Origin of the sequence: Acidovorax sp. (assembly GCF_016783915.1) — a bacterium.
Taxonomy (GTDB): domain Bacteria; phylum Pseudomonadota; class Gammaproteobacteria; order Burkholderiales; family Burkholderiaceae_C; genus Acidovorax.
This window is the reverse complement of record NZ_JADHVT010000208.1, coordinates 1-6,504: the sequence shown is the minus strand read 5'-3', so window position 1 is coordinate 6,504 and position 6,504 is coordinate 1. Positions and strand designations below refer to the sequence as shown.

At 66.3% G+C, this 6,504-nt stretch carries 8 protein-coding genes; 2 read left to right on the top strand and 6 right to left on the bottom strand.

All coding sequences use genetic code 11. The features are described from left to right. Window positions 1-80: 80 nt before the first annotated feature. The gene (locus tag ISS20_RS22745; protein ID WP_291439805.1) at window positions 81-653 is read right to left on the bottom strand and encodes a TetR/AcrR family transcriptional regulator; all 573 of its coding nucleotides are present in this window, start codon (window positions 651-653) and stop codon (window positions 81-83) included. A gap of 116 nt (window positions 654-769) precedes the next feature. On the opposite strand from ISS20_RS22745, the gene pdxH reads away from it, so the two are divergent. Both pdxH and ISS20_RS22735 read left to right on the top strand, forming a co-directional pair. Beyond that, entirely contained in the window at window positions 770-1,411 is a 642-nt protein-coding gene (gene pdxH / locus ISS20_RS22740; protein WP_291439804.1) for a pyridoxamine 5'-phosphate oxidase, read from the top strand. A 15-nt stretch (window positions 1,412-1,426) separates the two neighbouring features. Continuing rightward, entirely contained in the window at window positions 1,427-1,678 is a 252-nt protein-coding gene (locus ISS20_RS22735) for a hypothetical protein (RefSeq protein ID WP_291439802.1), read from the top strand. A 9-nt stretch (window positions 1,679-1,687) separates the two neighbouring features. Here the strand turns inward: ISS20_RS22735 and ISS20_RS22730 are convergent, their stop codons facing one another. The 5 genes from ISS20_RS22730 to ISS20_RS22710 all read right to left on the bottom strand — a co-directional run. Next, window positions 1,688-2,641: an AEC family transporter gene (locus ISS20_RS22730; RefSeq protein WP_291439800.1), complete on the bottom strand. Its 954-nt coding sequence runs from the start codon at window positions 2,639-2,641 to the stop codon at window positions 1,688-1,690. 154 nt (window positions 2,642-2,795) lie between these two features. Further along, entirely contained in the window at window positions 2,796-3,491 is a 696-nt protein-coding gene (locus ISS20_RS22725; RefSeq protein ID WP_291439798.1) for an HAD family hydrolase, read from the bottom strand. Window positions 3,492-3,548: 57 nt separating this feature from the next. Continuing rightward, window positions 3,549-4,649, bottom strand: a complete 1,101-nt coding sequence (locus tag ISS20_RS22720; protein ID WP_291439796.1) for an ABC transporter ATP-binding protein — start codon at window positions 4,647-4,649, stop codon at window positions 3,549-3,551. Window position 4,650: 1 nt separating this feature from the next. Next, window positions 4,651-5,988 carry an ATP-binding protein gene (locus ISS20_RS22715; RefSeq protein WP_291439807.1) on the bottom strand — a complete coding sequence of 446 codons (1,338 nt, stop codon included), beginning with the start codon at window positions 5,986-5,988 and terminating at the stop codon, window positions 4,651-4,653. 56 nt (window positions 5,989-6,044) lie between these two features. Next, window positions 6,045-6,504 (bottom strand): response regulator transcription factor (locus ISS20_RS22710; protein WP_291439794.1); only part of this gene is annotated, 460 nt, incomplete at its 5' end.

Here is a 6,504-nt window from a genome sequence, read left to right as displayed (position 1 = left end):
AGGCATCGAGCCGCGTTGTTGTTTTAAGAGAATAACTATTCGATTAAACCGCAAAACCCAAGTTTTTGCAGCGGCCCGATTTACGCCTTGATCGCGTCCCAGCACAGGCCAAACGCCATCTGGTGCACAGCGTCGTCGTCGGGAAGCACCTCGGTACGGATCAGGTTGCCTGTCTCGCGCACTGACCCCACCAGGCTGGCCGTAAGCAGCGGAATGGGCACGGCTTTGAGGATTTCCTGCTGCTGGCCCTCTTCCATCAACGCAAAGAACCCCGCCATCAGCCGGGTCGAGAACTCGCGGTTGCCCTGGGTGAACCAGGGCGAGTTGTAGTACTGCTCCTGAAACACCACCTCCGCATACTGGTCCAGCCGGTGGCGCAGCAGGTTGCCCCAGGCGCGGCGCACCCGCGCGCGGTAGGGCATGCCGGGCGCCACGCCGTCCATGATGCGCGCGGCGGTCACGGTCTTGGCGTCCTGGTACAGCTGGCTGATGAGTTCGTCCTTGGACGGGTAGTACACGTACAGCGTGCTCGTGGCCACACCCGCCGCCCGGGCAATGTCGGCCAGGGTCAGGCCGCTCAGGCCGCGCTGGGCCACCAGCTCAAAGGTGGCCTGGGCAATGGCGCGCTGTTTCTCGTCGTCTTTGGGTTTCATCGGAATCAGAAATATAAACGAACGAAAATTCGACCACTGACAAAGCCGCTGTGCACGGCTCCGGCATCCAGCGCTAACGCAAAGCGCCATCGTACGAGGGATGCACAATCGTAGCCATGACCACGAACTCCATCGCCGACCTTCGCAAGAGCTACGAGCGCGCCGAACTCAACGAAGACGCCTCGCACGCCGCCCCCCTGCAGCAGTTTGACCAATGGCTGAAAGAAGCCATCAGTGCCGAAGTGCCCGAGCCCAATGCCATGACACTGGCCACCGTGGGCAGCGACCTGCGCCCCAGCACCCGAATCGTGCTCATCAAAGGCTATGACGAGCGCGGCATCGTCTGGTTTACCAACTACGACAGCCGCAAGGGCCGCCAGATCGCAGGCAACCCCTACGCAGCGCTGCAGTTCCATTGGGTGGAGCTTGAACGTGTGGTGCGCATCGAAGGCACGGTGGAAAAGGTCAGCGACGAGGAAAGCGACGAATATTTCAACAGCCGCCCGCTCGACTCGCGCATCGGTGCCTGGGCCAGCCCGCAGAGCCAGGTCATTTCAGGCCGGGGCGTGCTGGTGGCCAACGCGGCCAAGTACGGGGCGCAGTTCATGCTCAAGCCACCCCGCCCGCCGCATTGGGGCGGCTATCGCCTGAAGCCTGATCAGTGGGAGTTCTGGCAAGGGCGCAAAAGCCGCCTGCACGACCGCTTGCGCTACCGCCTGGACGGTGCCGACTGGGTGCGCGAACGCCTGGCACCCTGACCCAGGGAGATCACGATGGCCAGTCTCTTGCTGCTTTTGCTATTGGTTTTGCTGGTCGGGGTGCCGGCCTTCGCGTACCTGAAAAAACCGGCCGCACTGGGCCTGACAAGCATGGTGCCCCCCTTGCTCTTTCAGCTTGGCAATTGGATGTATCTGGGCTATCTGGACCCTTTCTGGCCCATAGCGCTGGTGGTTAGCAGCGCAATTGCACTGGTTGCTGCCTTGACCGTGGGGCTGCTGATGGGGCGGTTCGCGCACCAGCGTTGAGCGTTGCCGTTACACCACCCACCGCGTCACCGCCACGATCACTAGCGGCATCGTCACCAACCCCAGCGCGGTGGACACCGCCACACTGGCCGTCACCTCTTCCTCTGCCACGCGGTAGCGCTGCGAGAACAGGAACACATTGGCCCCCACGGGCAGCGATGCCGCCACAATCATCACAGCCAACGGCATGCCTGACAGGCCCAGCGCCCAGCCCATGCCGGCCAGCACCAGCGGGTGCGCCACACATTTCACCAGCGCAATACGCAGCGCGGCCTTGAACTGGTGGCCGACCTTGGTGAAGGCCAGCGTCACCCCCACCAGCAGCAGCGCGATGGGCCCCAGCGCCTGGCCCAACAGCAGCAGGGGCTTGTCCACCACCTGTGGCACTGCCAAGCCAGTCTGCGCAAACAGCAGGCCTGCAATGATGGGCAGTGGGACCGGGTGCAAGATGCCGTTGCGGATGGCCTGCAGCACGGTGCGCCACATGGGCTGCTGCACCCCACCCGCGCGCCCGGCATGTTCGCGCGCAGCCGCCAGCTCGAACACCACGGTGGCTGCGGTCAGCAGGATGAGCGAGTGCACCGAGATCAATGTAAACAGCGTGACCAGCCCCGCATCGCCAAACACCAGCCCCACCAGCGGCACGCCGATCATCAGCGTGTTGCTGAAGGTGTTGGCCAGCGCCCGGGCGGCTCCCAGGGTGTTGAAGCCCTGCACGGCCAGCGTGGCTGCATAGACCACGCCAAACGCCACAAAGTAGATGCCCACGGGACCAAAGTTGAGGTCTTCGATGTGCACCGTGCTCATGGTGCGAAACAGCAGCGCGGGCGTAAGCACCATGAACACCAGGTTGGCCAGGTCCTTGACGGATTCGGCACGTATCCAGCCGCGCCGCCCCACATAAAAGCCGATGGCGATGAACAGGATGACGGGGATCAGCGAGGTGAAGACGGGAGAGTTCAAAGGGCAAAGCGGCAGGCGCGCGAACAGACAAGCGGGCGGTGTGGACGCGTATTGTGGCCTGAGTTGTTGCCTTGATCGCGCAGCAATGCTCTGTTATTGATAGCTGTCAGGGCATGTATCACCTGCGCCTTTCGCCCATTTCGTGCCATATCCATCACACAGTAGTGCTCCTGCGCCCAACGCCCGTACGGGGCGGTGACGACTGGCCCAGCAGCTCCAGAAAGCCTGCCAGCCCGTCCACCCGGTAGTCAGCCAACGCCCAGGGCTCAACCCCCGGCCGCACGGTCTGGACGGTGGTAACCCCCAGGGCGCGCCCGGCCGCCAGCTCGGACAGGGGGTTGTCGCCCACCACCAGCATCTGGCGGGGCGCGCAGCCCTCGCTGGCCAGGATCTGCTCAAAAATCGCCTGCTTGCCATGTGCGCCGCCGGTGGGTGGTGCGTCAATCGCGTCGATGAGCACCTGTTCGAACCAGGGGCGGATTCCCAGCGTATCGATCTTGCTGTCCTGCAGGCGCCGAAAGCCGCTGGTGACCAGATAGCGCCGCAGCGGGATGCGGGGCAGCAGTTCGATATCGGCATAGCCTCGCAACGGCGCCTTCACCTCCATCTGGCTGAACTGCTGCCACCCCGCCGCGCGCATGGCGGGCGTGAAATGGTGGCGTTGGGCCACCAGGTCGAACGCGGTGAACCAGCAGGCTTGCAGCGCTTGCGCAAGGGCTTCAGGGCTCAGTGCGCCCTGGTTGGCTTGCCGCACAGCCTCGAAAGCGGGCTCGAACAAGGGCCCCACCGCCCGGGCATCCATCAGGCAGTTGTCCAGATCAAAAACAGCAACGGTGTAGTCCAAGGGCATCGCTCAAAAAAAGTATCACTGAACGGCGTGGCGCGTGCCGGGCAAACGCCGCCCGCCTCATCCGGCCACGACGGACACCCCGTGGTCTGCCAGCGTCAGGCTGACCGGGGCCCCCACATCCAGCGGCAACTCCACCAGGGGCGACACCACAAAAATGGCGCCCAGGGCGCTGGCAAAGGTGTATTCCATGACGCTGCCCAGATAGGTGCAGCGGGTGACCCGCGCGGCCAGGCCCGCCGATGTGGCCGGTCCGATCACCCAGGCCTCAGGCCGCACAGCGATCTTGACCGGGCCGGCGGGCAGTGCGGCGGGTGAAGGTACACGCAGCGGGCCCAGTTGTGCATACCCGGTGGCTGCATTGCTGCCCGGGCTGGGCGCGTGGTTCTGGGCTGCAAACAGCATGGCCTCGCCCATGAATCCGGCCACAAACTCGGAGGTCGGTTGCTCGTACAGCGCGCTGGGCGCGCCGCGCTGGGCGATGGCGCCCCGGTCCATCACCACGATCTGGTCGCTGACAGCCAGGGCCTCGGACTGGTCGTGGGTGACATAGGCCACGGTGAGCTTCAGGCGCTGCTGCAGGGCCCGGATTTCCTCGCGCATGGAACGGCGCAGGCGGGCGTCCAGGTTGGACAGGGGTTCGTCAAACAGCAGCACGGCGGGCTCTAGCGCCAGCGCGCGGGCCAGGGCCACACGCTGCTGCTGCCCGCCCGACAACTCGTGCGGCCTGCGATGGTCCAGACCGTGCAGGCCCACGGTGTCGAGCATGGCACGCGCCTTGTCGCGCACCTGTTGTTTGCCCAGGCCCGACAAATGCAGGCCGTAGACCACGTTGTCGATGACGTTCATGTGCGGAAACAGCGCGTAGTTCTGGAACACCAGGCTCACGTTGCGCTGCGCCGGACCGAGAGGGGTCACGTCCTGCCCGTCGATGAAGATGCGTCCCGATGTGGGAGATTCGAGCCCGGCAATCAGGCGCAGCGTGGTCGTCTTGCCGCAGCCCGACGGCCCAAGGATGGTAGTGAGCGTGCCGCGCGGCACGCTGAAGCTGATGTGGTCCACCACCAGCGGGGCGCCGGGTGACGAGCCGTACCGCTTGCTGACATTCCGGAACTCGATGCCATGCGCGGCAGGTGTCTCGGAGGGGGCCGTCACGGGCATCTCACTCTTCCCATGCCACCACGGCATCCACGCCGATGACCTGCCCCGCGTCCATGCGGTTGAACAGCGTGACCTGGGCGCCCATCGCCTCGGCAATCTGCCGGCAGATGGACAACCCCAGCCCCACCCCGCCCTTCCCCGCCGAAAACGGCTGGAACAGTCGCTGCCGCACGGCGTCGTCGATGCCGGGGCCCTCGTCCCACACCAGCACCTCGCGCCGCCCGGTGCTGTCGCGCAGCAGCACACCCAGCCGCCCATGGGTGGGCGTGTGGTGGATGGCGTTGGCCAGCAGGTTGCGCATCAGCTCGCCCAGCAGCGCTGCGTCGCCGGGTGCCCACAGCGTGTCAGGGCCCTCCAGCGCAAAGTCGAGCCGTTTGGCCGCAATCAGCGGTGCCAGCTCCATCACGGCCTCGCGGGCAATCGCGTTCAGGTCCACGATGGGCAGCTCGCCCATGCGCTTGAGCTGCTCCACCTTGCTCAGGCTAAGCAACTGGTTGGCCAGGCCCGAGGCGCGGTCCACGGTGTGCAGCATCTGCTGCAGCGCATCGCCCACCAGCATGTCACCCGCCATGGCGGCCTGCAGCTGGGTGCGCAGCACGGCCATGGGGGTGCGCAGCTGGTGGGTGGCATCGGCCAGAAAGCGCCGCTGCTCCTCGATCCAGCGGCTCTGGCTGTGTTGCAGCTCGGCAAAGTGCTGCACGGCGGGCGCGAGTTCCGACGGGCCTTCGTAGATGCGCTCTGCGGTGCCCACAACGTCGCCGCTGGGCGGCCGCATCAGCGACACATCTGCATGCCGCAACCAGCCCGACGCCGCCCGCGCCAGCAGCACCGCCACGGCGGTCATCGCCAGCGCCAGCAGAACCACCCACCACAGGCCCGAGCCACCGCCCAGCAGGCGGCGCGCACCCGGCAGGCGCTCGCCCAGCGGGCGCGCCGCCTGGCGCACCACGGGCGCAGCCACGGCTTGCACCTCCTTCACCCCGGTGGGCTGATACAGGGTCACGGCCACCCGCACCAGTTGGTCCCCGACCTGCGCCAGGTAGAAGTGCACGGCACCGGGGTCACGCACCACCTCGGTGGGAGGCACGCGCGGCAGGTCGGCGCTGCCCGCCAGACGTTCGCCGTCCAGATTGCTCTCGCGGTACCAGACACCGGGCACTGGTTGGGCTGGCAGGGATGCGGCAGGCTCTGCTGACAGCTCTGCAGGCCAGTGCGCCAACGCCTGGCGCAGGGCCTCATCTTGCGCGGTGGCGTCATGCTGCGCCTGATAGGTCCATTGCACCACGCAGATCACGGCCACCAGCCCCCACAGCGGCACCAGCCAGCCCACCAGCAGCACCCGCTGCAATGAGCCGCCCCGCGGCCGCCAGGGCCGCCGCTGCCACCACCGCAGCGTCACCGGGACACCCCGCCCTTATCGGACTTGTCGGCTTTGTCCGTCTTGTGGGCGGCCATGCTGTCGGCATCGCACAGCAGGTAACCCACGCCGCGCAAGGTCACGATCTCGGCGTTGGTGCCCACCAGCTTCTTGCGCAGCCGGTGCACCACCACTTCCACCGCGTCGGCTTGCACCTGCTCGTCCGTGTTGGCAAACACCTGGGTGCGCAGCTCTTCCTTGCTGACCACACGGTCCACGCGCGACATCAGCAGCCGCAGCAGTTCGGACTCCCGCTGCGACAGCTCCAGCGGCAATGCGTCGTTGTAGAACACGCCACTGCCCGGCTCGCGGTACAGCGCCCCGCAGCGCAACTGCCCGTCGCGCCCCACGCGGCGCGTCAGGGCTCGCAGCCGCGCCACCAGCTCATCCAGGTCAAAGGGCTTGGCCAGGTAGTCATCGGCCCCGGCCTCCAGTCCT